Raw genomic sequence first — 23348 nt, 5'->3', positions numbered from 1 at the left:
CTCAGAATAGCGTGGGCATCTTGGTGCTCGAGGGCGTGCTGAAGCCGGTCATCAGCGGCACCTCGGTCGTAGAGATGCTGCTGTCCGGATGCTTTTGGGACACGGACATGGTGTTCACACCCACGAGCGGGGCGCCGCTGAGCCACATCGCCATCTCCTTGAGGCCGGCGAATCCGAGGTCGCCCGCGTTGACGGTGAACCGAGCGAACGCCGCCCGCGATGCCGTATTCCACGGGGAGGTGATGGGGGAGGTCGCGGCCAGGATCAGATCGCCCGCCTCGCCCGGGGCCAGCCAGTACTTCTGAAAGTCGTTCCACCACACAGGGAACTGGGCCAGCGTCTCGACCTCCTTTTGCGGCTGCCACCGCCTCAGCCTGAGGACGCCACCGACCTTGTCGAGCAGGTAAACGGAGCGGTCTTCCAGGCGGTAGGTGGCGCTGATCACGGCGCCAGGCAGGGTGCTCCCTGGGATCGGGATCTCGGTCCAGAGCTCCGAGTCGACGTCGAGCATCCAGGCCGAAGGGTTGGGCTGCGACGCGGGCTGGCCGTCGACGGTCCCGCCGATGACGAGGAGCCGGCGGGTGGTCGCCGAGAGCACGCGCGCCTCGTTGCCGTGCAGCACGGGCCCGTTCAACGGGATGGAGCTGCCCTGGCCAGCGGAATACGAGACGAGCGGCGGTCCGTCGAACTTGGTGCTGAAGACCTGAGCTTCGAGCTGGTTGTCATCGGCGCCGTCGAGCGCGACGGCCCTCAGGAGCGTCTCGCCGGGGATCTGGTCGCGGAGGAGCCGCCGGAACGGCTCGGCGACGGCGACAAGGCTGACGGCCCCGCTGGCGGCGTCGGCGTAGAGGCTCGTCACGGGGGCGGAGAGCCCGGACACGAGCGCCAACCCCGTGGGCGTAGCGCGGTAGATCCGGGGCAGGTTGATCACTGGGTCATGGGACTGATACAGGTCGGTATAGCCCAAGGGGCATTCGGGGCAGAAATACCTGTCTTTAAGGTTGATGGCGTCGGGCGGGATGATCGGCCTGCTCGTGGCGACGAGGGAAGCGTCGCCGGAGAAATAGTAATTGCCGAACTTGATGGCCTGGGTCTGGTTGTACCCGGTCACCGGGGAAAAGCTGGTCAGGTGGCTGAAGAGCACCCCCTGGACGCGGCGGCTATAGGTGCCCGTCTGCACGTGGCTGGCCCCGAGATCGAGGAAGTCCCAGTCGACGGTCCGCTTGATGTGCTCCGGATTGTCGTTGAACGGCAGAGTGTACGAGATGCCGAGGCTCTTTCCGTTCGCCCACCCGTTGTCGGCGGTGCTCGATCCGCTCGCCTTGGTGGAGAGATTGTGCCACTTTGGGTGCGTGGTGAACTCTGCGGACTCTCGTCTGCAGTCGGTCAGCGGGTCATGATCGCAGGCGAACCGCCCCTCCAGCGTGTCGGTGTCGTAGTTGGGGCAGTCGCACCACTTCAGCTTGAGTGTCCCGCTCGTGTTGTTGGCGCCGACGTTGCCGATTACCGGCTTCAAGTTGATCCGGTTGCGCAACTCCCAGCGGCAGGGCTCCCACACGGGGCACTCGGCCTGGCCGTTCGGCACAGGAGGGATCTCGGCCGCGGGCAGCGAGCCGCCCTGGGTCAGGTCCGCCTTGGTGCAAGGTACGGGGTCGCACGCGTTCGGGCGGAACGTATCCCTGTACAGCTGAAGATCGGCCGCGAGGGTAGGCGAGTCGGCGCGGATGATGGGCAGCTCGGTCGCGTCGGGATAAGAGGCGGCGAGCTCCGCCTCGAAATTGCAGTTCGTCGCCGGCCCTACCCACTGATTGGTCACCTGGGTGGGGCACATGTCGCACGCGTTGCCGAGGCCGTCGCCATCCGCGTCATCGTTGGGATCGGTGGCCTGCTCCGGGTTGGCGATCGTCGGGCAGTTGTCGCACACGTCGATGATGCCGTCGACGTCCGTGTCGGTCTCGTTGCAAAAGCCGAACCTGTCGCACTCGTCGATGAACCTCTGGCACTCACCGTCGAAGTTGCCCTTCGCGTCGATGATGCGGTTTCCGGCGGGGGTCACTGCGCCGAGCATGAAGCTCCGCGCCTCGCCGCTGTCGAGCGCGGCGAAGACGTTCTCCAGGAAGTAGGTGCCCGGCAGGGCCCCTCCGAACGTCTTGCCGCTGACCGCGCCGCAGAGCCTGCCCTCGTCATCCAGGAGAGGTCCGCCGGAGTCGCCGCCGTAGCTCCCCTCGTACTCGTCGCACACCCAAGGCCAGTTCACCAGCGTCCAGATCGAGGTGTCGTAGAAGATGTCGCCGTAGTCCTCGTGCGAGCGGTCGTACTCGAGCGGACTGCTGCTGTACCTCCGCAAGGAGGGGATATCGCTGCAGACGAGGATGTCGTCCGTGTCGCCCCCGAATCCCACGATGGTACCGTCGAAGACCGAGCCGCACGCGTCCTCGTCCGGCAGGTGGAGCGGCCGGGCCAGCGTGCGCGGGACCCGGGTGTCCAGGCGAAACACGGCGATGTCGCGCGACCGCTCGTCGTCGTCCCATGTGCTGTTCGGCACGGTGGAGCCGACGAAGACCGGGCCCGACACGGCCGTCGTGTGCATGAAGGTGGTGGCGGGCGAGGCCGCGTCGGGATTCGTGGTTAGGGAGACGCTGAAGTTCTGGTTCTTGAGGGTCCCGTCATCGTTCAGGAAGCAGTGCTTCGCTGAGACGACCCAGAACGGTGTGATCAGCGTTCCGCTGCAGTAGCCGCTTGCAAAGTTCAGCCTCACCACGTGAGGGTACTGGTTCCCGTTGTCCACGATGCCGTTTCCGACGGCATACGCTGGGGTGTTGAAGCAGGTGCCGAGCACCGCGAGCGTGCCGGCGACTGATAGCTTTTTTAATGTCGCTCTCACTGACTTCGATATTCCCTTCACGGCAGCGGGGCGCTCCTCCTGCTCTGGTTCCAGAGACCTGCTTCGCAGGTAAAGCCCTGCACGATGCGCCGAACCGCCATGGTGGGCGCAGGCGGCCCTTCGCCGGTGATCGTCTCGACGACGCCGGACAGCGACGGGCTGAGCTCTCGGTGGGAGCGATGATGAGTCCGCTTCCTCAACCGTCCGTTTTCAGCAAAAGCCGTGCCGGCCGTGGCTCGCCGGCGGCTTCAGCGGACCTGGCGAACCCGCTCCGGGGGCCGCCTGCCGCGGATGCCGGGAATATCGGCCAATGACGGCGCTTTCCATTCCGCGCGCGGGGCCAGGGCTCTGTCGGCGCCTCGGGGGTGACCGCGGCGCTCTTCGCGCCACGACCGTGACATGTCACGGTCGCGGCGTGACATGTCCCGCTGCGACCGTGACATGTCACGCCGCGACCGTGACATGTCACCGGGCGCGCGACGCCACCGCTCGAGCTCGGAGGTGCCGCGCCAGCGCGCTGAACGTGGTTACGTCCAGGCGGACCCGCCATGGGGCTTGCATCGGTCCCGTGGTCCCGCGACCACGGATGATTTCGGCGCGACAGGAAATGCCGCACCTCGGTGCATGGTTAACCCGTTCGTAACCGCATCATCACGCGGCGTACGAGCGAACGGGCCGAACAAGCCCTGATCAAATAATCTGAAGGGCTGATCCCCGTCGCGCCATCAAGTCCATGAGCTGCCCGGATCCGGGAGGCGAGCTGTCCTGTGTGCTCTGGGCCGATGTGCGAAAGGGTTCTGCCATGCTGCATAATTCTACCTTCACTGCTGCCAGGATGTCTTTTCTCCTTGTCGCCATCGCCGCGGGCGGGATCGGATGCCTCGATTCCGGGTCGTCGCAGGGCGAGGCCGATGTAGGGCACAACGAATCTGCCGTGTGCGCTGACTATCCGGAATGGCACGAAGGTCAATGGTACGCGGAGGGCGCCATCGTGAATTACCAGGGGTCGGCCTACATCGCCGAGCACGACAATCCCGGCTATATCCCGACGGTCAGCACGTACTTCTGGGAGCCTTACTCCGCCTGCGCCGACGCCCCCGAGCCCGGCGCGGTCGGCGCGCTCCCCGCGAAGGTCGTCGCCGGCTACTACCCCAACTGGACGCCGTCGCCCGTCCGCATCCGCGACATCAACAGCAATTACAACCTCATCTACCTCTTCGCCGCGCATCCCGTGGGAGGGCCGCCCGGCACCACCGGCGCCGTCACCTGGACGCCGTCGGGCGACGACAGGGGAGCGGCGACGCACCTCAAGGAGGACATCCAGTACGCCCGGACGACCCAGGATCGCAGGATCATCCTCTCCATCGGCGGCGCCGGCCAGGGCATGAGCTTCCCGGACCGCGGCAAGTCGCAGACGTTCGTCGACAGCGTGGTCGGCATCTACAACGACCTGGGTGGGTTCGACGGGATCGACTGGAACACCTTCGAGGCCAACCAGAACCCCGACACCGAGGAGATGATCTGGATCAGCCTGGAGCTGAAGCGGCGCTTCCCCGGCTTCATCATCACCGCGCCTCCGGCGCCCTGGAACCAGCGCGACAAGGATTTCTGCAAGGCGATGGTGGACGCCGGCGCCATGGACTACGCCGCCCCGCAGTACTACGACGGCCCCGACCTCGACCAGCAGTCCTACATCGTGAACAACGTGGACCAGTGGGTCCGGCTGCTCGGTCCCACGCACGTCGTCGTGGGCTTCGGGATCTGGGACGAGCAGCATTACATGTCGATCGACGAGGCGATCCCCACGTGGAACGAGGTCGAGGGCAACCACCCGACGCTCCGCGGGGCGTTCGACTGGCAGATCCACATCGACGAGAGCCAGGGGTGGCCGTTCGCCGACCGCATCGGGCCTCTGGTCACGGACTGAAGCGACGCCGCGCGGCCCCACGGGGGGAACGCACCATCGCCGCCGCGACCCGGATGGCGCGCGGTTTGCGATGGGCCGAATTTTCCGGTCACCACGAGAGGACTTTATGAGACGATTCCAACTTACCAGCGAGCTTTTGAACCGTCATGTTCGGTCGTGCCTTGCGATGCTGCTTTGTTCCTCCCTGTGCGTCGCATGCGCCGACGCCTCCGACGAAGTCGAGATGGTGGAAGGCCAGCCGGCCGCCCTCGACGGCGGCGACGTGCCTGACCCGAGCCAGGTCTCGATCACGGCAACTGCCTCCGGCTGCGGAACCATGAATACGCAGGTCGGGGCCCTCAACACGGAATACGCGCTCACGTTCGATGACGCTCGCGGGGGCCGCGACGACTTTGGCACGTACGACGTCGCTTGCGACGTCGAGGTCACCTACACGTTTCCAGCGGGCTACACGTTCGATGCGCCGTCCCTGGATGTGTTTGGTGACGTGTATACCGAAGACGCAGCTGTCGTCACGGTTCAAGCGAGCCGATCACTGGCCGGCACGGCCAGCGTCTCCAAGGCGTTTGTCGACACGGACGTCGAAGGGGTGTTCGAGCTGCTCTCCATCCCTGCCGGGGGACAAGCGGGCAGCGCCCCGTGCGGCGCCACCTCGGCCACGGTCAACGTGCAGCTCCGCGCCACGATCGGTGGCACGGGGAGAGCAGCCGTCAAGTTCAACTATATCGATGGGCTGATCCCCTGGCGCCGCTGTCAATGAACCGACGCAGGGACTGCCGCGTATGCCGGGTGGAGGCCGAGGTCCGGTACCACGCTCCGGGGGCGCGTAGAGCTCGGGGTGCCTGGCGCGTAGCACCTGGACGAGGGGTCGGCTGAGCGTCTCCGGCGAGCCGCCGACCTCCGTCGTGTCGCACGGGACAGGGCGGCGCGCGCCGGGCACAACCGCGGGCCGGCCCGAGCGGCGCCGCGCGAGCTCGTCCTGGCGGACGCCGGGGCGGGCAAGGGACCTCCGATCCGAAATTTGGCCCTCCCGCCCCCGGCATGCGAACCCGGGGCCTGGAGACCTCTGCAAGGATGACCAGCCCTCGCTCCCACGCCGAGCTCGTCACGCTGCGCAAGCTCGCGCAGGACCTCGCCGCCCAGCGCAAGGAGCGCCTGTCGAGCGTGCACCTCCTCGCCGCCATCGCCCTGAGCGGAGGCCCCGCCGCGGAGCTGCTCCGCGATCGGCGGCTCGACGACGAGGCCCTGCTCAAGGCGAGCCGATCGGTCGACGACGAGGGCCCCGACCCGATCGGCAGGGCCATGGGCGGCGCGCGCGACGTCGCCAAGCGCGCGACGGCCAAGGAGCCCGCGGCGCTCCACCTGCTGCTCGCGCTCCTGTCCGACCGCAGCTCCGCCGCGCACCGGGCCCTCACGCAGTCGGGCGTCGACCTCGCGCGCCTCAGGACCGCCGCGCTCCAGATCGCCCTCGGCGTGGTCCAGGCGCGGCGGACGCCCATCCGGGTGGTCCACGACGGCGGCGCGCCGGAGAAGCCGGCCGCGCCGGCCAAGACGGCGCCAGCGCGCCGCGCCCGCGGCGACGTCGAAGGTCCAGAGCGCACGCCGCGCCCCTCGGCCGACCTGCGGCCGTCCAAGGCCACCGGCATCGCCGTGCCGGAGCTGCGGCCCTCCAAGGGCGCCGGCGTCGCCGTGCCGGAGCTGCGGCCCTCCAAGGGCGCCGGCGTCGTCGTGCCGGAGCCGCGGCCCTCGAAGGGCGCCGGCCCCGGCGTCACCGTGCCGCTGTTCCCGCCGCCGCGCAGGCCCATCGCGGCCCCGAGCGCCGGCGAGGCCCTCCCCGCCGAGCCGACCGCCCTCACGCCCGCGCCCCGGCGCGCCCTCGCGGCGGACGACGCGGCCGCCTCGCCCGTCCCGCCCTCCGTGGTGCGGCCGCTCGCGGGGCTCCCGGCCGCCGCGAGCTCCGTCGCGGCGCGCTTCACCCTCGACCGCGCGCGCTTCCCGGCCCTCGCCTCGCTCGGCCACAACCTCTCGCTCGCCGCGGCCCAGGGCGAGCTCGAGCCGATCGTCGGGCGCGAGCGCGAGATCGAGCAGGCGCTCGACGTCCTCGCCAAGCGCCACGCGAACAACCCCTGCCTCCTCGGCCCGGCGGGCGTGGGCAAGACCTCCGTCGCGCGCGGCATCGCGCACCGGCTCGCGTTCGAGGAGCGGGAGCCGCGCATCGTCGTCGAGCTCGTGCCGTCGGAGCTGCTCGCCGGCACGGGCGCGCGCGGCGCGCTGAGCGAGCGCCTGTCCGCGCTGCGGGCGGAGCTCCGCGAGGCGGGCGGGCGGGTCATCCTGTTCATCGACGGCATGTCGGAGCTCTTCGGCAGCGGCGCGCTCGACGAGGCGATGGCCGAGCTCAAGCTCGCGCTCGCCCGCGGCGAGCTCACCCTGATCGGCACCGCCACGCCCGAGGAGTACCGGAAGAGCATCGAGGTCGACCCGGCGCTCGCGCGGCGCTTCACCGTCGTCGAGATCGACGAGCCCGAGGAGGACGAGGCGTTCCTGCTGCTCCAGAGCGTCGCCGTCGGGCTCGGCGCGCACCACGGCCTCGCGTTCACCGACGAGGCGCTCGCCTCGGCCGTCGCCTGGTCGGTGCGCTACCTGCCCGGGCGCGCGCTGCCCGACAAGGCGCTCTCGATCCTCGACCTCGCGGGCGCCCGCACGCGCCGGCGCGCGCGCCCGCCCGAGAGCGCCCGCGCCGAGCTCCGCGAGCCCGCGCGGCAGGTCGGGCCCGCCGAGGTCGCCGAGGTGGTCGCCGAGCTCGCCGACCTCCCGGTCGAGCGGCTGCTCGAGACCGACCGCGAGCGGATGCTCGCGCTGGAGACGCTGCTCGCCGACAAGGTCGTCGGCCACGGCGAGGCGCTCGCGCGCATCGCCCGGGTGCTGCGCCGGAACGCGGCCGGCCTGCGCGCCCGCCGGCCGATCGGATCGTTCCTCCTGCTCGGCCCGACCGGCGTGGGCAAGACCGAGACGGCGAAGGCGATCGCCGAGGCGCTGTTCCACTCGCCGGACGCCATGACGCGGCTCGACTTCTCCGAGTACGCCGAGTCGCACGCGGTCGCGCGCCTGGTCGGCGCGCCGCCCGGCTACGTCGGCCACGAGGCGGGCGGCCAGCTCACCGAGGCGGTGCGGCGGCGGCCGTACCAGGTGGTGCTGCTCGACGAGATCGAGAAGGCGCACCGCGACGTGCTCGAGGCGTTCCTGCAGGTCTTCGACGAGGGCCGCCTGACCGACGGCCGAGGCCGGCGCGTCGACTTCACGAACACCGTCCTCGTGATGACCTCGAACCTCGGCGCGGCCGAGGCCGGCGCGCTCCGGTCCGAGCGCGCCGTCGGCTTCGCGCGCGCCTCCGGGGCCGTGTCGCCCGAGCGCCTCGGCGAGGCGATGCTCTCCGCCGCCCGCGCCGCGCTCCCGCCCGAGCTCTACAACCGCATCGACGAGGTCCTCTGCTTCTCGCCGCTCACGCGGGCGGACGTCGCCGAGATCACGCGCCGCCTGCTCGGCGGCCTGGAGCGCGAGCTCGAGGCGCGCGGCGTGGAGCTCGAGGTCGAGCCGGCGGCGATCGACGCGCTGCTCGACGCCGGCGGGTTCGATCCCGAGCTCGGCGCCCGGCCGATGAAGCGCACGATCGCGCGGCTCATCGAGGCGCCGCTCGCCGAGCTCATCCTCCGCGGCCAGCTGGAGGAAGGCTCCGCGGCGCTCATCGGCGTCGAGCAGGGCGAGATCGTGGTGGACGCGATCGCGCGGGCCGGCGAGCGGCGCTACGCCGCGTGCTCGAGCTGAAGCAGAGATCCGGCGGAGATCCGCGCGTCGAGGCGCCGCGCGGAGCACGCTCCGCGCGCGCGAAAGGGTCTCCGCCGGCCGATCGCTCGTGTAAGCTGCCCGTCGATGAGCAGCGCGGGAGGCGGCCCTCACCGACCGGGCTCGCTGCGGGGGATCCCGGGACCCGGTGAGATCGTCGGGGGCAAGTACCGCATCGAGCACGTCATCGGCCAGGGAGGCATGGGGGTCGTCGTCGCGGCGCGCCACACCACCCTGAAGCGGCGCGTGGCGCTGAAGTTCCTGCTCCCCGAGGAGAACCGCGACGCGCAGGACGTGACGCGCTTCCTCCGCGAGGCGCAGGCGGCGGCCGCCATCACGAGCCAGCACGTCGCCCACGTCATCGACGTCGGCACGACCGAGGCGGGCGTGCCGTACTTCGTCATGGAGCTCCTCCGCGGGATCAACCTCGCCGAGCTCATCGAGCGGCGCGGGCCGCTCTCGATCGAGGACGCCGTGGGCTACGTCCTCGAGGTGTGCGAGGCGATCGCCGAGGCGCACGCGCTCGGGATCGTCCACCGCGATCTGAAGCCGAGCAACATCTTCCTCGCCGAGCGGGAGGACGGCTCGAGCCAGATCAAGGTGATCGACTTCGGGATCTCGAAGACCCTGGACGCGGGCGCGCTCGGCGCGGACAGCAAGCTGACCGCGACGCGGATGATCCTCGGCTCTCCGCCGTACATGTCGCCCGAGCACGTCCGCTGCGCGCGGAACGTCGACACCCGGACCGACATCTGGGCCATCGGCGTGATCCTCTACGAGATGCTCACGGCCAGGCGGCCGTTCGAGGCCGAGGCGGCGTCCGCGATCTTCGCGAGCATCGTGGCCGATCCGCCCGCGCCGCCGCGCCGCCACCGCGCGGACATCCCGGACGAGCTGGAGCGCGTCATCCTGAGCTGCCTGGAGAAGCGCCCGTACCTGCGCCCTCAGACCGTCGCCGATCTCGCGCGGTCGCTCGCGCCCCTCGCGCCGGAGCGCGCCCGCGCGCCCCTGGAGCGGATCCTCTGCAGCGGCCCGGGCGTCCCGACCGCCCGGACGGCCCCCGCCGGAGCCCACGAGCCCGTCAACGTCGAGGGCCCCACGCTCACGATGGAGCTCGCCGAGCCACGGGGCGCGGCGTCCAGGAGCACCCCGCCCGCGGCGCCGCTTCCGGAGCCGCGGGCCGAGCCGGCGCGCGACGCGGCGGAGCCGGACCCGCCGCGGGGAGCCGCCGCGGGAGGCGCGCCGGCGCGGCGGTACGCGACGACGGTGAGCACGGCGAAGCTCTGGGAGAGCGCGACGCCGGCGCGGCGCGCGCCCGAGGACCGCGGCGGCGACGAGGACCGGGCGAGCGCGACGACGCGGAGCAGGCGCCCGTCCATGGGCGCGCGCCGCGTCCTCCTCGGGGCCGCCGCCGTCGCGCTCGCGGGGCTCGGCGTCCTCGCGCTCCGGAGGTCGGGGGAGCGCGAGCCGAACCCGAGGAGCGAGCCGCACCACCGGGAGCAGCAGCGCCAGCTCGTCAGCGAGGCGTGCAAGCAGAGCCGCGTACGCCTCCAGAGCGGCGCGGCGCTCGGCCCCCTGGAGGGCGTCGGCTGGGAGGTCGATCTCTGGCTCGCCCGCGGCGGCGGCGAGCCGGGCGCCGAGGAGCGCCCCTCGCCGGACGGCGCTGCAGCGGCGCCGTCGCGCGAGCCCGCCGGCGCCTGGGCAGCGCCGGTGGGCTCGCGCGACGGCGACGCCGCCCCGGCGCTCGGCGCGGACGCCCCGCCGCTCTCCGCCGCGTCCCTTGGCGACATCACGGCCGGCCGGCGGCTCACGCCCGCGCTCGACGCGGCGCTGAGCCGCGTGACCGATGGAACCGTCACGGTCAAGGAGGGCAACCCCCCGAGCTCCCGCGCGTTCAGCCACATCACCGTGACCTTCGGCGACGGCTATGGCCGCGCCTTCTTCGACGCGCAGGTCCGGCCCAGGTTCATCGCCGTCGCCGAGCGCCTCTACCAGGCCGCCGGCGCGGAGCTCGGCGCGCTCTACGCCCGCTGCGCCGCGCTCGAGGTGGCGGACCTGGGCGTCTGGTTCCGCGGCCGCGACGCGAGCGGCGCCGCGGCCGCGCTGCTCTATCACATGGAGATCCGCGCCGAGCCGGCGCCGTCGGCGTTCGCCGCCCTCGCCCCGCTGCGGGTCCGCGCGCTCCGGGCCAGGGTGAGCGGCGCCGGGCTCGACGACAAGGCGCTCCAGGACCTCCTCGATCGGCTGGGCGCCGACGTCGCGCCGTCGCAGACGGGCACGGCCGTGACGTTCCCGGCCGAGGCGCCGCTCCGCGCGAGGATCGTCAGCCGCGAGCTCTCGGATGCGCTCACCGCCGCCGAGCGCCGCGCGCCCTGAGCTCCCGCGCCCGCAGCCTGCGCCGCCCGCTTCGAGGCCTCGCCCGGTGAGCCGGTACCCTCGACCGGGCTCGTGTATCATGCCGCGCATGGGGGAGCCCACGCGCGCAGGAGAGGAGCGGGGACGCGCGTCCTTCGGGCAGCGCGCCGGGCTCCTGTCCAGGGTCGCGCTGCGCGTCGGCGTGCTCTTCGTCGCCTTCCCGCTCGTCGTCGCCGGGGCGGCGTACCACCAGGCGCGGCAGGAGGAGGCGGCCGCGCTGGCGCGGCACGGGGACGCCATCGCCGACCTCCTCAACTACAGCGCGCGGGCGCTCCTGGAGCAGGGGGCGCCGCACGCGATGCAGCGCGTGCTGGCGAACTGCGCGCTCGTCGCCAGCGTGCGCCGGGTGCGCCTCACCGACCTCTCCGGCAACATCCTCGCGAGCAGCTATCGCCCCGAGGTCGGGACGTCGAGCGCCTCTCCGCTGCTGCGCAGCTTCCTCGACGAGGGCGCCAGCCGGCCGATGGTCCAGCTGCTGGACGAGCGGAGCGAGCTGACGATCGTCCGGCCCATGTACCATAGCCCGGCGGGGGGCATCACCGCCCAGCACGTGGTCGGGGCCATCGAGCTCGTCATGCAGCGGCGGGACGTCGACGCGATCGCGACCGCCGCCGCGCTCCGGATGCTCGCGATCGCCGGCGCCGCGTCGCTCGGCCTGTTCGCGGCCGTGCTCCTCGTGCTGCGCGCCACGCTCGCGCGCCCCGCGAGCGCGCTCCTCGCCCCGGCGCGCTCGCGCGGCAGGGACCACCCCCGGCGGCGCGGGGCGCCGCGAGGCGACGAGATCGAGCCGCCCCCGAGGTCGCTCGACGACAGCGCCGAGGAGCGCGACGCGATCCTCGGTCCGCTGGAGGAGCGCCGCGGCGAGCCCCGGCCCCCTCCGCCCTTGTCCTAGAGCGATTTTCGCATGGGTTTCATGCAGACGTTGTTCGTCTTCCGTGCTCGTCTTGCGTCTTCCGTGCTCGTCCTTCGTGCGCGTGCGCGTGCGCGATTCCCCGGAGGCAGCGCGCACGCGCACGAGAGACGGAAGACGGAAGACGGGGGACGGGGGACGAAGACGAGCGCCGGTGTGCCGAACCCAGCTGAAAACCGCTCCAGAGCGACAAGCGGGTCGAAACCGCTCGAACGAGCATCAGAGACGCCCATGCACGCTCCTCGCCTCCTCGCCTGCCTCGCCCTGCTCGCGCTCCTCGCGGCGGCGTGCAGCGAGCCTGCGCCCGCGCCGCTCCGCGTGGGGCTGCTCGTCTGGGTGGGATACTCGCCGCTCTACATCGCGGCCGAGCACAAGATGAACGCGCCCGTCGAGGCGGAGATCATCACCTTCAGCACCGGCGTGGACATGGAGCGCGCCTTCATCGACGGGAAGCTCGACATCGTCGCATCGACCTTGTTCGGCGCCCTCCGGCTGGCAGACCAGGGGATCGACCTGCAGACCGTCATGGCGCTCGACACCTCGGACGGCGCCGACGGCATCGTCGCCCGCGACGGGATCGCAAGCATGCGCGACCTGAAGGGCAAGCGCGTGGCGGCCGACCTGGCCACCATCAGCCATCTCGTGCTGATCCGGGCGCTCGACAGGTCGGGGATGTCGACGTCCGACGTCGAGATCGTCAACCTCACGCTCGAGCAGACCACCGACGCGCTCCGGACGGGGAACGTCGACGCCGCCGTCAGCTGGGAGCCCTTCCTTTCCCAGGCCGTCGCCGACGGGGCCAAAAAGATCTTCTCGAGCGCCGAGCTCCCGAACGAGATCACGGACGTGCTCCTCATGACCCGGGAGGCCGCCGCGCGGCGCGGACGGGACACCGTCGCATTTCTGCGCGGATGGGACCGAGCGCTCGAGTTCTGGCGGGCCCGGCCCTCGGAGGCGCTCGGCCTCATGGCGCGAGCCCAGGGGATGAAGGTCGATGAGTTCGAGAGCAGCATGACCGGCCTGAGCCTCCTCGACCTCGCGCGCAATCGGCAGCTCTTCGACCGATCCGCCGGGGGGCCGTCGCTCTGGGCCGCCTACGACGCGACGGCCCAGGCGATGAACAAGGCGAAGATGCTCGAGAACATCCCGGCTCCCGCGGAGGCGCGGCTGAACCCGGGGCTCGTCGCCGCCGCGCTCCAGAAGTGACGCCCTGCCGCCGCGCCCAGCGGTTCGATCCCGGCGGCGAGCCGGGCGGCCGTGGCCCGCGATCGCCCCCGCGCGCCATGGCATTCCGCGGCGCGCTCCCGCGGAAGCGAGGCGTTATGCCGCGCGCCCCAGCTGGAGCCCGAGCGCCCTCGGATCGAAGTACGCCTTGAACCGTCTGATGAGACCGGCCGGGTGCTCGATGACGCTCACGCCCTCGTACGAGAACACCGCTCCATGGGCCAGCGTTCCGTGGCTCTTCCACTCGAGGAGAGAGGCCCTGTCGGACTCGGCGATGCACCGGAACTCGGATCGCACCTCGCCAAAGGTGTGGCGGTAGCCGCGCCAGAACTCGCGGGCTCCCTCCGGGCCGTGGAGCGGCCTCGAGATCGTCGGGTTGCTGAGCTCGGCGTCGGGCGCGAACAGCCGCGCCATGGGCTCGACGTCGCCGCTCTCTTCGAGTCGGCGCAGGGCTTCGATGAATGCGCTCGCCTTGGACATGATGCCTCCTGCAGCGCGGGCGCTTGCAAGGGGCGGACCTCGGCCCGCTCGACGAGCGGCGGCGCTGCCTCGATCGCCCGCTACGGCGGCGCTGCCTCGATCGCCCGCTACGGCGGCCCCGCCTCGATCGCCCGCCGGTACCGCTCCCGCCGGTGCGGCTCGCGCAGGATCTCGTAGGCCTCGTCGAGCACCTCGATGACCAGCCGCACGTCGTCGAGCAGGTCCACGGTCGCGGCGGTCAGCAGGGTCGACGGCTCGAACGCCTTCCGGAGCGCGAGGTACGCGCGGCGGATCTCGTAGTTCGTCGCGTCGCGCGGGATGCCCAGGATCGAGAAGTAGTCCCCGTCCTCCACCAGCGCGAGCCGCGCCCGGACGCGCTGCCGGATCGCCTCCTCGTCGAGCGGATCCTCGACCGGCGGGGGCGGCGCCTCGGTGATCGACGGCGGGATGAGGACGTCGAGCACCTCCAAGCAGACGAGCGCGTAGAGCACGCTGGCGTTCTCGGGCTCCGCCGCGTTCACGAGCTCGCCGACGCTCCGGCCGCGCGCGGTGCGCACGAGCTCCTCCTCCTCGCGCCGGAGCGCGCACTCGCCGAGCAGGTTGCGCCGGGCCCCGTCGTCGAGGCGCGCGCCGGGGCCGCCCAGGCGGCGCAGGGCGACCTCGGGGGCGATCACGCGGCGGATCGTCTCGACGAAGACCTCGGCGCCGGTCGCGCCGCCGAAGACGTTGGGCTCGGCCTTGAGGCGGCCCGGCGGTTCGGCCTCCAGATCGCACGTGCCGGCCTCGACGAGCACGACGTGGCCGATGACCCACTCGGCGTGCGCGCGCAGGACCGGCCAGAGGTCGTCCTGGCCGAGGTGGCCGTGCGCGATGAGCGCCGCGCCGGCGTGCCGGCCCGACGCGGGGAGCTTGCCCGCGAGCCGCGCGGCGACCTCGCGCTCGAGGTCGCCGCGCCCGACCAGGAAGGCGAGCAGCGTCTCCTCCGGGACGCTCGAGCCGGCCGTGACGAGATCGCCCTCGTGCAGGACGATCCGCCGCGCGCCCTCCTCGGTCGCGATCGCGAGGGAGCCGGAGGCGCGGCTGCCCACCGCGCGGGCGAGCGCGCGCGGCGCGTCGCCCGGGCCGAGCACCGTGGTCGAGGAGGCGTCGCTCGAGATCGGCGCCTCCTCGACGATCTGCGGCGGCGGCGCGTGGCCGAGCGCGCCCGTGCTGACCGTGGCGGGCCCGGAGGGCACGGGCGGCATCGGCGGCGAGGGCGCGGGCGGCATCGGCGGCGAGGGCGCCGGCCCGCGGAAGGCCGCGCCGGAGATCGCCACGGAGGGCGGCGCCGGCAGCGGCATGCGGCCGAGCGAGCCCGGTGTGCTCGGCGGGATCGGCGGCAGGAGGCCGCGCCCGAGCGTCCCCGCGCCCAGCGTGGCGGGCCCGCCCGGGGGCGTCGGCGCGCGCGCCCCCGCGGCGGAGCGGACCGGCACGGGCGGCAGCGGCTCGGGCTCGGCCCCGCCGCCCGGCGGCAGCAGCGCGGTCCTCACCTCGACCGAGGGCGGCGACACGAACGCGACGCCCGGCGGGGGCGGCGGCGGCGGGGGCGGCGGCGGAAAGCCGGGCGCGCGCGGGTCGCGGGCGCCGCGCGACCGGGTCGGCGGCGGCTCGGTGTAACGCTGGCGCACGCTCGGCTCGAGGCGCGCCGACGGGGCGCGCCAGTCGAGGTCCTCGCCGCGCGCGGCGGACGGCAGCGCGCGGTCCCACGCGGGCTCCTCGCGCGGCGCGGGCGAAGGCGCGGGCGAGCGCTCCCACGGGGACTCCGTGCGCGGCGGCGGCGACCCGAAGCCGTGGGGCCGGCCCGCCTCGCGCGGGGTCGGCGGCGCGGCGTCGCGCCCGCCGCTCCGGCGCGCCGGGGCGCCGTGGTCGCACTCTTCCCTGCCCGGCAGGTCGATCGAGAGCGCCGCGAGCTCGAGCCCGGCGCGCTTCGTCGCGAACGGCGCGTCGAGCGACGGATCGGCGTGGAGCTCGCCGTCGCTCTCGTCCTCGCCCGGCTCGGCGAGCTCGGCGAGGAAGTCGCCGGGCCCGGTGTGCTCGGCGCGCGTGGCCGGCGGGTGCAGCGCGGCCGCGGCGCCGTGCGGATCGGAGCTGGTCCTCGGCTGCGACGCCGCGCCGGCGCCGAGCGGCGCCTGGCCCGCGCTCGCGCCGGTGTGCTGCTCGTCCTCCTCCGGATCGAGCGGCTCGTCGAGCGCCGAGAGCAGCTCCGGCGACAGCATCAGGTCGACGTCCTCCTCGGCCGCCGGGATGCTCGACGGGTGCGCCTTCGCCGTGACCCGCTGCTCGGCGGCGACGAGGATCTCCTCGAGCTCCGGGCTGATCCGCGCCGGCAGCAGCCGCGGGCCGACCGCGTCGCCGTCCTCCGGCGGCGGCAGCACCGAGCCGACGTCGAGGGGGTCGAGATCGCTGGCGAAGTCCGGGTTCGACGGGACCTCGCTGTCGACCGGGCTCGAGTAGCCCGACGGCATCCGCGCCGCGGCGGCCTGATCCCCGCGGAAGCGCCCCGGCTCCGCGACCGCGCTCACGTGCGCGGCGAGCTCGGCGATGTCGACCGGACGCTCGAACACCTGCCCGAACAGCTGCGGATCGAGCTCGGCGGAGCGGACCGGATCGCCCACGAGGAGCACGGACGCGGCGACGCCGCCCGCCCGGAGGTAGAGGCGCTCGAGCGCCTCGATCGCGCCGGGCTCGTCGATGTCGACGATCACGACGCGCGGCGCGTCGCTCGCGAGGCGCGCCTCGAGCGCGTCGATCGGCGCCGCGATCACCTCGAAGCCCCGGGCCCGCAGCGCCGCGCCGATCGCCGCCCCTTCCGCCGAGGCGTCGGCCAGGAGGATGGCGCCCGCGCGCAGGCGCGCCTGCACGGCTTCGTGGTCGTCGCGGAGCTCGGACACGGCGGTCATCTCGTGGCGGCGGCCCAGCGGAGCAGCACCCAGGCCCCCGTATCGCCTGGACTCTCAACGGTCGCAGGCGGGCTGTCAAACGGGTTCGCGGCGCCTCGGGTGTTCCCGCCGCGCAGCGGCGCTTCCGCCGCAGATCGCCGGCGCGCGGCCGGGCGCTCGCGGCGCGTGGGCGGGCGCCGCACGGGCCCCGCGGCGCGCGCAGCGTGGTAGACCTCGCCACATGTTGCTCGGCGCTTCCCCGAACGAGATCGCCCTGACGGCCTTCCTGCTCATCGTGGTGCTGCTCGCCGCGAAGATCGGCCGCATCGGCGAGGCCATCGGCGGGCTGTTCGAGCGGAACGCGCCCGCGGCGGACGGAGGCGCGCCCGAGGACGGCGCGGAGCGTGTGGATCGTCAGGAAGAGCGCCAGGAAAGCTGAGCGCGCCGCCGCGCCGGCGCCCCCGCCCGCGCTTGCGTTCTGTTTTTTTGAAATTCATAGTCTTCGATGGCTGTGAACGAGCCGGCTCCGCCGCGGCGGCCGCGGCGGCCGCGGCGCGCGGCGATCGCGGCGCGGATCCCGCGCGGGTATTCCCCGGCGCTCCACCTCGCGGCGCCCACGGCGCTCGGGGCGCTCGTGCTCGCCGCGGCGGTGTGGCTCCTCGACGCCGTCGAGGCCGTCGAGCTCCTCGCGGTGCCGGCGACGCTGCTGCTCGCCTTCGCCTTCGAGTGGTGGGCGCACCGGTCGGTGCTGCACCGCCGGGCGCCGCTGCTCGGCGTGCTCTGCGAGCGGCACGAGCGCGAGCACCACCTCGCCTTCACCGCCGACGACATGGCGCTGCGGAGCGCCCGCGAGCTCTGGCTGGTGCTGACGCCGCCCTACTCGGCGCTCCTGCTCCTCGCCCTGCTGCTGCCGCTCGCCGCGGGCGCGGCGCTCCTGTTCTCGCGCGACGCGGCGCTGCTCGGGGTCGCGACGGCGATGGCGTTCTTCGTCGGCTACGAGTGGCTGCACCTCGCGTATCACCTGCCGGCGGAGAGCCCGGTGTACCGCGTCCCGGGGCTCGCGCGGCTCCGCGAGCACCACCGGCGGCACCACGACCCGCGGCTCATGAAGCGCTGGAATTTCAACGTGACCGTGCCCGTGTTCGACATCGTCCACGGGACGCGCTGGTCGCCGCCGCCGCGCACCGGGGCGTAGGCGCCGCGCGCGGGGCGTCCGCCGCGCCCGTGTGCTAACGGGTCGCGCGTGCAGACGCGGACCAGAGACGGCCTCGTGCTCCTGCTCGTCGGGGTCCTGCTCGGCGGCGGGCTCGCCTGGCTGCTCGGCCGGCGGCGGGAGAGCCCCCCCGCCGCGCCCCGCGCGCTCGACGCCGTGCCGGCGGGCGCGCTGCTCGTCGCGACGCTCGATCTGCCGGCGCTGCGCGCCTCTCCCGCGTTCGCCTCGTTCCTGCGCGAGGAGCGCGAGATCCCGGGGCTCGGCAAGGTGCGCGACGTGTGCGGCTTCGACCCGCTGGCCGGGCTCACCGAGGTCGCCATCGCCATCCCGGCGGCGGGCGAGGGCGGCGACTTCGGGCTCGTCGCGGCCGGCGCCGTCCAGGACCAGGCGCTGCTCGCGTGCGCCTCGAAGGTCATCGAGGCCCGCGGCGGCAAGCCCGTCGTCGCCGGGCTCGGCAGCTTCCGCGCGGTGCGGGACTCGAGCGACGAGGGCCGCGGCGAGATCGCCGTGCGCCCCGGCGGGCCGATCCTGCTCGGCGGCGGCGCGTACCTGCGCGCCATGGTCGACGCCGCCGAGGGGCGCGCGGCGACGGTCGGCGCGAGCGGCGCGCACGACCACATCGCCCGCGCGGTCGGCGAGGGCGCGGCGCGCGTCACCGTGGTCCTCACGCCCGAGCAGCGCGCCGAGCTCGGGCGCGAGCTCGCGCTGAGCGGCGCCGGCCGGGCGCCCGCGGCGTCGATCGTCGCCGGCGGCGCCGCGGTCGCGCTCGGCCCCGAGATCGCCGTCCACGGCGCCGTCCTCTGCGACGCCGAGGCCCCCTGCGCCGAGCTCGGCGCGCAGCTGCGCGCCGCCCGCGACGCGCGCGCGGGCGACCTCGCGACGCGGCTCATCGGCCTCGGGGCCGTGCTCGAGCGCGTCGCGATCGCCGCCGACGGCAAGGCGCTCCACGCCCGCGTCAAGCTGTCGGCCGAGGAGGCCGGCGCCCTCGTCGAGCGGCTCGCCTCGCTGCGCGGCCTCCGCCAGCCGTCGCTCGCGCCGAGGGAGCCGCCCGCGCCGGCGGAGCCGCCCGCCCTCGGGGGCAGCGCCGCGCCGCGCGGGGACGCCGCGCCGCGCATGGACGCCGGCGCGCCGCCGCCCGACGCGATCATCACGCCCCGTCGGCGGCCCGTGCCGGACGACGCCGGCGCGCCGTGACGCCGGCAACGCGCGCAGAGATGCACCCAGCGTGCAGGACAGCGACCGCCGCGCCGCGCTGCGGCGCGGCGGTTCCGTGGGCCGCCTGACGAGCGCGCCGCTTCCGTGGCGGCGCCGCGCGGCGCGGCCGAACGCGGGCCGCACGCGCTGTCCCGAACTCCTGTACGCTGATCGCTGCCTTCGGGCGGGATCGGCGCTCCGGCCCATCCCGCCGTCCAGCAGGTGGGTGGGGGGCTTATCGCATGCAGCTGGTCGGGATCTCCGCCTCGGTGGTCGTCGGGACCCTCCTTGTGGTCGTCCTCTGGGCGCTCCGCCGGCGGCTCCTCGCCTGCGAGCGCGCCCTCGAGCGCAAGGAGCAGGAGCTCGCGGTCAGCCGCGCCGCGGAGCAGCGGCTCGGCGAGGAGCTCGTCGAGGCGCGGCGGGCCGAGGAGGAGGCGCGCAGGGCGCGGGCGGAGGCCGAGGCGGCGAGCCGAGCGAAGAGCGCGTTCCTCGCCAACATGAGCCACGAGCTCAGGACGCCGCTCAACTCGATCCTCGGCTTCGCGCAGCTCATGGAGCGCGACCTCTCGCTCGGCCACCGCCACCGCGAGAACCTCATGGTCATCTGCAAGAGCGGCGAGCACCTGCTCGGCCTCGTGAACGACATCCTCGAGATGGCGAAGATCGAGGCCGGCCGGATGACGCTCGTCGACGCCGACTTCGACCTCCACGCCCTGCTCTCGGGGCTGTCGGAGATGTTCTCGGTCGAGGCGCAGAAGCGGGGGCTCACGCTCGCGATCGAGCGGGAGCAGGACGTGCCGCAGCACGTCCACGGCGACGAGGGGAAGCTCCGGCAGGTGCTGATCAACCTGCTCGGCAACGCGCTCAAGTTCACGCCCCGGGGGTCGGTGACGCTGCGCGCCTGGGCGCGGCGCTCTACAGGCGTGCGTGAGGGCGGCGCGCACGACGGCGCGGCGGCGGCGCGGGCGCGGGTGTCGTTCGAGGTGGTCGACACCGGCCGGGGCATGGCCAAGGAGGAGATCGAGGAGCTCTTCGAGGCGTTCGGGCAGACCGCGACCGGGCGGAGGTCCGGCGAGGGCACCGGCCTCGGCCTGCACATCAGCCGGCGCATCGTGCGGATGATGGGGGGCGACATGCAGGTCGAGAGCCAGCCCGGCCGCGGGACGACGCTCCGCTTCGACGTGCGCCTCACGCTGGCCGACGCGGGCGACGCGCGACCGGGCGGCGCTGCGCCGCGCGCGCGGCGGGTCGTGGGGCTCTCGCCGGGGCAGCCGAGGTACCGCGTGCTCGTGGTCGACGACCGGTGGGACGTGCGCCACTGCCTGCTCAAGCTGCTCGACTCGGTGGGCGTCGAGGTGCGCAGCGCGACCAACGGCCTCGGCGCGGTGGCGCAGTGGGAGACGTGGTCGCCGCACCTCGTCCTGCTCGACCTCCGGATGCCGCTGCTCGACGGCTACGAGGCGGCGACCCGCATCAAGTCGAGCCCGCGCGGGCGGGAGACCGTCGTCGTCGCGATGACCGCGAGCGCGTTCGAGCAGAACCGGTCGCTCGCGGCGGAGGCCGGGTGCGACGATTTCCTGAGCAAGCCGTTCCGCGACGCCGAGATCTTCAACCTCCTGACGAAGCACCTCGGCGCCCGCTTCGAGCTCGAGGAGGGCCCCGCGGAGCGGCGGCCGGCGGGGCCTCCGGCGGTCGACCTCGCGCGCGCGGCGGCGGGGCTGCCCCCGTCGCTGCGCAAGGACCTCCGGCGGGCGGCGACGCGGCTCGACGCCAAGGCCGTGCAGGCGGCGATCGACCGGTTCCGGCCGGAGGACGCGGAGCTCGCGGGCGCGGTGGCCGAGCTCGCGCGGGGGTATCGCTTCGACAGCATCTTGGCGCTATCGAGCGCCGACGAGGAGGAGCCGTCATGACGGACACGGACGCAAAGCCGCTCGCTCGCGGGGCGGCCTCGGGCGCGCGGCCGGAGCGCCCCCGGGAGGAGCCCGCGAACATCCTGATCGTGGACGACATGCCGGCGAACCTGTCGCTCCTCACCTCGATGCTGACGGCGCAGGGGTACGAGGTGCGGGCGGCGATCAGCGGCGCGATGGCGCTGATGTCGGCGTCGGCGGTGCCGCCGGACCTCATCCTGCTCGACGTGAGCATGCCGCACATGGACGGCTACGAGGTGTGCCGGCGGCTCAAGGCGGACGCGCGGACGGCGGACATCCCGGTCATCTTCCTGAGCGCGATGACCGGCATCGGCGACAAGGTGATGGCGTTCGACGCGGGCGGCGTCGACTACGTGACGAAGCCGTTCGAGCTGCGCGAGGTGCTGGCGCGGGTGGGGACGCAGCTGCTCCTGCACCGGCAGCGCCGGGAGCTCGAGCGGCAGCGCAAGGAGCTCGAGGAGCGCTACGCGCAGGTCCGCCAGATGCACGCGGCGCTGCGCGGGTACCTCTCGGACCGGGCGTGGGAGAGCATCGAGGAGAGCGTGTCGTCGAACCGGCCGAGCGCGCCGGCGCGCGAGGTGCTGACGGTGCTGGTCAGCGACATCGAGGAGTTCGTGCGGCTCTCGGAGCAGGAGGAGCCGGGGCCGCTGCTCGCGGATCTCAGCCTGTACATGGCGACGGTGGCGCAGGTCGTCTACGACCACGAGGGCGAGGTCGACAAGTACGTGGGCGACGGCATGCTCGCGTTCTTCCGGAGCGCGCCGGACGCGCTCGCGGCGGCGCAGCGGATCCAGCGGAGCATCGCGGCCTTCAACGAACACCAGCGCTCGCGGGGCCGGCCCGCCTTCCCGACGCGGCTCGGGCTCGCGACAGGGCCGGTCCTGCTCGCGAGCATCGGGTCGAGCGGCAGGCGGGAGTTCACGATCATCGGCGATCGTGTGAACACCGCGTTTCGGATTCAGGCACAGGCGAAGGCCGGTGGCCTGCTGATGGATGAGGCGACGTTCGCCGCGGCCGGGAGCCCGACAGGGGCGATGCCCGCGCTCGTCCGGATCCGGGGCAAGCAGGGAGAGGAGAAGCTCTATGCGATGGCGCCGGAGGCGATCTTGGTGAACGTTAACATGGGGCGAATCGGCGGCGGGGCCGACGGCGCCTGAGGGCTCTCGCTCGCTGGGAGCCGCGCAAAGGCCGGTGATTCAAGGGGTAATTCTGGCGTCACCCGCATCACCGCGCGCGCCGCGCCACGCGGGATCGAGCCCGTGGATCGAGCGATCTACCAAAAGCGTTCGTTCTTGAACCACGCGACGCGCTCGTGCAATAGTCGCCGCGGAGGACAGAACCGACATGAAGCTTCGACATGGCATTATCTTGCTGGGCCTGCTCGTGACGTCTGGAGTGGGCGCAGGCGCGTGCTCGGATGACGATGGCAACGGGACGACGGCGACGACCTCGACCGGCAGCGGCACGGGCGGCGGCGGCACCGGCACGGGCGGCGGCGGCACGGGCGGCGGCGGCACCGGCACGGGCGGCGCCACGACGGGCACCGGCGGCGCCGGCGCGGGCGGCGAGGGAGGCAGCGACTCGGCCTGTGCCGACGGGGCGCTGATCTGCGACGACTTCGAGTCGTACGAGGCCCAGGGCGCGCCCGGCAGCAAGTGGACGGTCTACACGGCGATGGATGGCTCGGCCGTCACGGTCGACACGGCCATGGCGTACAGCGGCACCAAGTCCGTCAAGGTGACCACGCCCGAGAGCTCGGGAGACAGCAACTACAAGTCCGCGATGATCCAGTTCAAGGACGCGGCGGCCCTGCCCGTCGACGGGAACGTCATCCATGGACGCATGATGTTCTTCCTCGAGGCCGCGCCTGACACGGACGTGCACTGGACCATCATCGACGGCGCGGGCACCGTTCCGGGCAAGGATTTCAATGGGATGCCCTACACGGCCGTGTACCGCTACGGCGGCCAGCATCCGAGCGCGAGCGGCAGCCAGCTCATGGCGAACTACGATACGCCCGGGCAGTGGACCAATCCGCCGACCGGGCCGGCGACCGACTGCTGGCACCACGCCGAGGGGAAGGTGGTCCCGGTGGGCAAGTGGACGTGCGTCGAGTTCACGTTCGACGGGCCGAAGAACGAGATGCGCTTCTCGATGGACGGCACGGAGATCCCCGAGCTCACGATGTCCGGGACCGGCCAGGGCTGCGCCAACGGCGTGGAGAACTACGAGTGGACCGCGCCGGAGTTCACCAGCATCGGCCTGGGCTGGGAGTCCTACCAGAGCGACGCGCCCCGCGCGATGTGGATCGATGACGTCGTGATCGGCACCGCGCCCATCGGCTGCCCGGCCGAGAAGTGAGCTCGAGCTCGCGCCGCTGAGCTTGCCGGAGGCGCGGAGGTGGACTCCGCG

At 73.2% G+C, this 23348-nt stretch carries 15 protein-coding genes; 12 read left to right on the top strand and 3 right to left on the bottom strand.

The window, feature by feature from the left end; genetic code table 11:
* Position 1 precedes the first annotated feature (1 nt).
* Complete coding sequence (locus WMF26_RS47610; RefSeq protein ID WP_437998114.1) at positions 2–2905, bottom strand: trypsin-like serine protease; 2904 nt, start codon at positions 2903–2905, stop codon at positions 2–4.
* Positions 2906–3818: 913 nt separating this feature from the next.
* Between WMF26_RS47610 and WMF26_RS47605 the strand changes: the two genes are divergently transcribed.
* The 6 genes from WMF26_RS47605 (at position 3819) to WMF26_RS47580 (ending at position 13182) form a co-directional block, all read left to right on the top strand.
* On the top strand, positions 3819–4811 hold the full coding sequence (locus WMF26_RS47605; RefSeq protein WP_437998113.1) for a glycosyl hydrolase family 18 protein: 993 nt from the start codon (positions 3819–3821) through the stop codon (positions 4809–4811).
* 166 nt (positions 4812–4977) lie between these two features.
* Positions 4978–5571, top strand: a complete 594-nt coding sequence (locus WMF26_RS47600; RefSeq protein ID WP_437998112.1) for a DUF4360 domain-containing protein — start codon at positions 4978–4980, stop codon at positions 5569–5571.
* Between the two features lie 314 nt (positions 5572–5885).
* Positions 5886–8633 carry an AAA family ATPase gene (locus WMF26_RS47595; RefSeq protein ID WP_437998111.1) on the top strand — a complete coding sequence of 916 codons (2748 nt, stop codon included), beginning with the start codon at positions 5886–5888 and terminating at the stop codon, positions 8631–8633.
* A 105-nt stretch (positions 8634–8738) separates the two neighbouring features.
* Positions 8739–11027: a protein kinase domain-containing protein gene (locus WMF26_RS47590; RefSeq protein WP_437998110.1), complete on the top strand. Its 2289-nt coding sequence runs from the start codon at positions 8739–8741 to the stop codon at positions 11025–11027.
* Between the two features lie 88 nt (positions 11028–11115).
* Positions 11116–11958: a hypothetical protein gene (locus WMF26_RS47585; protein ID WP_437998109.1), complete on the top strand. Its 843-nt coding sequence runs from the start codon at positions 11116–11118 to the stop codon at positions 11956–11958.
* A gap of 249 nt (positions 11959–12207) precedes the next feature.
* Positions 12208–13182, top strand: coding sequence for an ABC transporter substrate-binding protein (locus WMF26_RS47580; protein ID WP_437998108.1), 975 nt, complete (start codon positions 12208–12210; stop codon positions 13180–13182).
* 114 nt (positions 13183–13296) lie between these two features.
* Here the strand turns inward: WMF26_RS47580 and WMF26_RS47575 are convergent, their stop codons facing one another.
* Both WMF26_RS47575 and WMF26_RS47570 read right to left on the bottom strand, forming a co-directional pair.
* On the bottom strand, positions 13297–13680 hold the full coding sequence (locus tag WMF26_RS47575) for a nuclear transport factor 2 family protein (protein ID WP_437952699.1): 384 nt from the start codon (positions 13678–13680) through the stop codon (positions 13297–13299).
* A gap of 107 nt (positions 13681–13787) precedes the next feature.
* Entirely contained in the window at positions 13788–16610 is a 2823-nt protein-coding gene (locus WMF26_RS47570) for a hypothetical protein (protein WP_437998107.1), read from the bottom strand.
* Between the two features lie 229 nt (positions 16611–16839).
* Here WMF26_RS47570 and WMF26_RS47565 point away from each other — a divergent pair, with 229 nt between their 5' ends.
* The 6 genes from WMF26_RS47565 (at position 16840) to WMF26_RS47540 (ending at position 23297) form a co-directional block, all read left to right on the top strand.
* Positions 16840–17037 (top strand): hypothetical protein, encoded by a 198-nt coding sequence (locus WMF26_RS47565; protein WP_437998106.1) that lies wholly within the window; start codon positions 16840–16842, stop codon positions 17035–17037.
* Between the two features lie 66 nt (positions 17038–17103).
* Positions 17104–17793 (top strand): sterol desaturase family protein, encoded by a 690-nt coding sequence (locus tag WMF26_RS47560; RefSeq protein ID WP_437998105.1) that lies wholly within the window; start codon positions 17104–17106, stop codon positions 17791–17793.
* A gap of 48 nt (positions 17794–17841) precedes the next feature.
* The gene (locus WMF26_RS47555) at positions 17842–19005 is read left to right on the top strand and encodes a hypothetical protein (protein WP_437998104.1); all 1164 of its coding nucleotides are present in this window, start codon (positions 17842–17844) and stop codon (positions 19003–19005) included.
* 242 nt (positions 19006–19247) lie between these two features.
* Positions 19248–20915, top strand: coding sequence for an ATP-binding protein (locus WMF26_RS47550; protein WP_437998103.1), 1668 nt, complete (start codon positions 19248–19250; stop codon positions 20913–20915).
* Entirely contained in the window at positions 20912–22093 is a 1182-nt protein-coding gene (locus tag WMF26_RS47545; RefSeq protein ID WP_437998102.1) for a response regulator, read from the top strand. Before WMF26_RS47550 ends, WMF26_RS47545 begins: the two co-directional genes overlap by 4 nt.
* Positions 22094–22280: 187 nt before the next feature.
* Complete coding sequence (locus WMF26_RS47540; RefSeq protein ID WP_437998101.1) at positions 22281–23297, top strand: hypothetical protein; 1017 nt, start codon at positions 22281–22283, stop codon at positions 23295–23297.
* Positions 23298–23348 lie beyond the last annotated feature (51 nt).

The sequence above is a fragment of the Sorangium sp. So ce185 genome, assembly GCF_051526825.1.
GTDB classification, from domain to species: Bacteria; Myxococcota_A; Polyangia; order Polyangiales; family Polyangiaceae; genus Sorangium; species Sorangium cellulosum_D.
This window is presented reverse-complemented; position numbering and strand designations above follow the sequence as displayed.

Excerpts from the sequence above, each read along its gene's own strand:
- WMF26_RS47590 (WP_437998110.1), top strand. The coding sequence starts at position 8,739 with ATGAGCAGCGCGGGAGGCGGCCCTCACCGACCGGGCTCGCTGCGGGGG.
- WMF26_RS47580 (WP_437998108.1), top strand. The coding sequence starts at position 12,208 with ATGCACGCTCCTCGCCTCCTCGCCTGCCTCGCCCTGCTCGCGCTCCTC.
- WMF26_RS47560 (WP_437998105.1), top strand. The coding sequence starts at position 17,104 with ATGGCTGTGAACGAGCCGGCTCCGCCGCGGCGGCCGCGGCGGCCGCGG.
- WMF26_RS47585 (WP_437998109.1), top strand. The coding sequence starts at position 11,116 with ATGGGGGAGCCCACGCGCGCAGGAGAGGAGCGGGGACGCGCGTCCTTC.
- WMF26_RS47550 (WP_437998103.1), top strand. The coding sequence starts at position 19,248 with ATGCAGCTGGTCGGGATCTCCGCCTCGGTGGTCGTCGGGACCCTCCTT.
- WMF26_RS47565 (WP_437998106.1), top strand. The coding sequence starts at position 16,840 with ATGTTGCTCGGCGCTTCCCCGAACGAGATCGCCCTGACGGCCTTCCTG.
- WMF26_RS47595 (WP_437998111.1), top strand. The coding sequence starts at position 5,886 with ATGACCAGCCCTCGCTCCCACGCCGAGCTCGTCACGCTGCGCAAGCTC.
- WMF26_RS47540 (WP_437998101.1), top strand. The coding sequence starts at position 22,281 with ATGAAGCTTCGACATGGCATTATCTTGCTGGGCCTGCTCGTGACGTCT.
- WMF26_RS47545 (WP_437998102.1), top strand. The coding sequence starts at position 20,912 with ATGACGGACACGGACGCAAAGCCGCTCGCTCGCGGGGCGGCCTCGGGC.
- WMF26_RS47600 (WP_437998112.1), top strand. The coding sequence starts at position 4,978 with ATGCTGCTTTGTTCCTCCCTGTGCGTCGCATGCGCCGACGCCTCCGAC.
- WMF26_RS47575 (WP_437952699.1), bottom strand. The coding sequence starts at position 13,680 with ATGTCCAAGGCGAGCGCATTCATCGAAGCCCTGCGCCGACTCGAAGAG.